4 protein-coding genes are annotated in these 3,302 nt (G+C 72.1%); 3 read left to right on the forward strand and 1 reads right to left on the reverse strand.

Going from position 1 to position 3,302, the window contains the following annotated elements:
- Window positions 1-523, reverse strand: a 523-nt coding sequence (locus IH13_RS0105270) for an ROK family protein (RefSeq protein ID WP_234433224.1), incomplete at its 3' end; no start/stop codon positions are given.
- A 211-nt stretch (window positions 524-734) separates the two neighbouring features.
- On the opposite strand from IH13_RS0105270, the gene IH13_RS0105275 reads away from it, so the two are divergent.
- From IH13_RS0105275 to otsB, 3 genes are all read left to right on the forward strand, one after another.
- Window positions 735-2,000 carry an ABC transporter substrate-binding protein gene (locus IH13_RS0105275; RefSeq protein WP_110084972.1) on the forward strand — a complete coding sequence of 422 codons (1,266 nt, stop codon included), beginning with the start codon at window positions 735-737 and terminating at the stop codon, window positions 1,998-2,000.
- Between the two features lie 10 nt (window positions 2,001-2,010).
- Window positions 2,011-2,262, forward strand: coding sequence for a DUF3263 domain-containing protein (locus IH13_RS0105280; RefSeq protein ID WP_031081419.1), 252 nt, complete (start codon window positions 2,011-2,013; stop codon window positions 2,260-2,262).
- Window positions 2,263-2,371: 109 nt separating this feature from the next.
- A complete protein-coding gene (gene otsB, locus IH13_RS0105285) occupies window positions 2,372-3,232 on the forward strand; it encodes a trehalose-phosphatase (RefSeq protein WP_031081421.1) in 861 nt (286 codons plus the stop codon).
- The last annotated feature ends 70 nt before the right edge of the window (window positions 3,233-3,302 follow it).

Consider the following 3,302-nt stretch of genomic DNA (forward strand, 5'->3'; position numbering starts at 1 on the left):
CCAGCGTCTCCAGGCAGCCGCGCTGGCCGCAGGCGCAGTCGGGGCCGTCGGGGCGCACGACGACGTGGCCGATCTCACCCGCGCAGCCGTGGGCGCCCGCCTCGATGGACCCCGCGATGCCGATGGCTCCGGCGATCCCGGTGCCCAGCGGGACGAAAAGGAAGCGGTCGGTGCCCTTGCCCGCACCGATCCGGCCCTCGGCGAGGCCGCCGGTCCTGACGTCGTGGCCGAGTGCGACGGGTATGCCGCCGAGCCGCTCGGTGATCAGGGCCCGCAGGGGGACGTCGCGCCAGCCCAGGTTGCTGGCGTAGACGGCGATGCCGTGTTCGGCGTCGACGATGCCCGGCACGGCGACCCCGGCGGCGACGGCTCCTCGGCCGAAGTGGGCCTCGCCGTACGCGTACAGATCCTCCGCGAATCCGAGGACGGTCTCGACGACGGCCTCGGCGCCTCGCTTCCGTCCGGTGGCCCGGCGTGCCTCGTGGAGCAGGGTGCCGTCTTCCCCGACCAGCGCGGCCTTCATTCCTGTGCCGCCCACATCGAGGGCGATGACGTGTCTCACGGGAGACAGTTTCGCCCGTGGACCCCCAAAAGGTCTAGTCCACTAACGTAGTTTGTTGCGTACGCATACAAACCGTGTCCGGAGGTGCCCTGCTAGATTGCCGAATCGATACTGCGACGGCGTGGACCAGCGCGGTGAACATGTGGGAACGAACGTAGGGACGGGCCGGGCTGTGCAGCGGCGCTTTGTGGGTTTGGCCGCGGTGGCGGTCGCACTGGGTCTGACGGCAACGTTGTCGGGCTGCGGTACGGACGGCGGTTCCGGTGGCGTCACCCTGAAGCTGGTCGCCGCGGAGTACGGCACCGGTGCCGGGAACAGCTCGAAGAAGTACTGGGACGACCTCACCGCCAGGTTCGAGAAGGCCAACCCGGGCATCCAGGTCGACGTCGCCGTCCACTCCTGGAAGGACGTCGACCGTGAGGTCGCCGAGATGGTGAAGGCCGGCGAGGCCCCCGACATCGCGCAGATCGGCGCGTACGCCGACTACGCGCAGGCCGGAGAGCTCTACTCCTCCAACGAGATGCTGGCGATCCGCACCGAGTCCAACTTCCTGCCCTCGCTCAGCGACGCGGGCAAGGTCCGCGGCTCCCTCTACGGCCTGCCGTTCGTGGCGAGCACCCGGCTGCTCTTCTACAACAAGGCCCTGTTCGACAAGGCGGGCCTCGACGCCCCGCAGACCTGGGACGACATCGGCGACGACGCCGAGGCCCTCAAGAAGCGCGGCGTCACCTACCCCTTCGCGCTGCCGCTCGGCCAGGAGGAGTCCCAGGCCGAGACCCTGATGTGGATGCTCAGCGGCAACGGCGGCTACACCGACGACGTCGGTACGTACGTCATCGACTCCGCGGCCAACATCGAGACGTTCAACTGGCTCAAGGACGACCTCGTCGGCAAGGGCCTCACCGGGCCCGTCGCCCCCGGCAAGCTGGACCGGGAGAAGGCGTTCGAGGCGTTCACCAAGGGCGAGGTGGGCATGCTCAACGGCCACCCGACGCTCATGCAGGACGCCGAGAAGAAGGGCGTCGAGGTCGGCATGGTCCCGCTGCCCGGGCCGGACGGGCCGACCGAGGGCTCGATGGGGGTGGCCGACTGGATGATGGGCTTCAAGCAGAACGGCCACCGCGAGGAGATAGGCACCTTCCTCGACTTCGTCTACCAGGACGAGAACGTCCTGGCCTTCGCCGACGCCTACGACCTGCTGCCGGTGACCGGCAGCGCCTCGGCCGAGATGGAGGCCGACGGCAAGCACGAGCAGCTGCACGACTTCCTGTCGGCCCTGCCGAACTCCCAGCTCTACCCCTTCGGCAAGACGTCCTGGGCGCAGGTCAGCGAGGCGGTCAAGGAGAAGATCGGCTCCGCCGTCGAGCCGAACGGCAGCCCGGAGAGCGTGCTCGGCGCCATCGCCTCCGTGGCGCGGGACGCGGAGGGCGCGGAGTAAGTTGGCCGATATGACCGCCGCCGACCCGGGCCCCGAATCCGTGCTCTCCGACCAGGAGCGCGCGGTGCTGGCCCTGGAGCGGCGGTCCTGGCCGGGCCCGGGCGCGAAGGAACGCGCGATCCGCGAGCAGCTGGGGATGTCCCCGGTCCGCTACTACCAGCTCCTCAACGCGCTCCTGGACGACCGCCGCGCGCTGGAGGAGGACCCGGTGACGGTCAACCGCCTGCGCCGCGTCCGCGAGGCACGGCGCGAGCGCCGCTGAACCTCGTCGCGGCCGGTGTCCGGCCCGTCCGGCGGGTGCGGAGCGAGTCCCGGGCCACACCGGAGCGGACAGGCCGCCTCACCCCCGTCCGCCCCGATACGCTCGCCCCATGGCCACCCCGGACCCCCTCAGCCCCCTCCCGACGCCCTCCACCCAGGCCGGCCGCGACGGCCTCGCCGCCCTCCTCGCCCGTCCCGGCCGCGCCGTCGTCGCCCTGGACTTCGACGGCACGCTGGCCGACATCGTCCCGGACCCGGAACGGTCACGCGCCCATCCCCGGGCCGTCCCGGCACTCTCGGCGCTCGCCCCGCAGGTCGCCTCCGTCGCGGTGATCACCGGACGCCCGGCGGACGTCGCCGTCCGGTTCGGCGGCTTCGCCGGGGCCCCGGGCCTGGACCACCTCGTCGTCCTCGGCCACTACGGCGCCGAGCGCTGGGACGCGGCCACGGACACCGTCCACGCCCCCGCCCCGTCCCCCGGCGTCGAGGGCGTCCGCGCGGAGCTGCCCGCGGTCCTGGCACGGGCCGGCGGGGACGCGGAGGGCGCCTGGACCGAGGACAAGGGCCACGCCGTCGCCGTACACACCCGGCGCGCCGCCGACCCGCAGGCCGCCTTCGAGTCCCTGCGCGGCCCACTGGCCGACCTCGCCGGACGGCACGGCCTGATCGTCGAACCCGGCCGTCTCGTCCTGGAGCTGCGCCCCCCGGGCATGGACAAGGGCGTCGCGCTCACCGCGTACGTGCGGGAGGTGGGGGCCGAGAGCGTGCTGTACGCCGGTGACGACCTCGGCGACCTCGCCGCGTACGCCGCCGTCGACGCGCTCCGGGCCCAGGGCGTCGCCGGTCTGCTGGTGTGCAGCGGCAGCGAGGTACCCGAACTCGCCGACAGGGCCGACCTGGTGCTGCCCGGTCCGGAGGCGGTGGCGGACCTGCTGGCGGCCCTCGGGCACCACCTCGCGGACAGGCCCTAACCGCGCAACGCGTCCAGCTGGTCCAGGAACCACCGTCTGTCTCTTATACACATCTGTGTATAAGAGACAG

The sequence above is a fragment of the Streptomyces sp. NRRL WC-3549 genome (genome assembly GCF_000721935.1).
In the GTDB taxonomy this organism is placed as follows: domain Bacteria; phylum Actinomycetota; class Actinomycetes; order Streptomycetales; family Streptomycetaceae; genus Streptomyces.

Excerpts from the sequence above, each read along its gene's own strand:
- IH13_RS0105280 (WP_031081419.1), top strand. The coding sequence starts at position 2,011 with ATGACCGCCGCCGACCCGGGCCCCGAATCCGTGCTCTCCGACCAGGAG.
- otsB (WP_031081421.1), top strand. The coding sequence starts at position 2,372 with ATGGCCACCCCGGACCCCCTCAGCCCCCTCCCGACGCCCTCCACCCAG.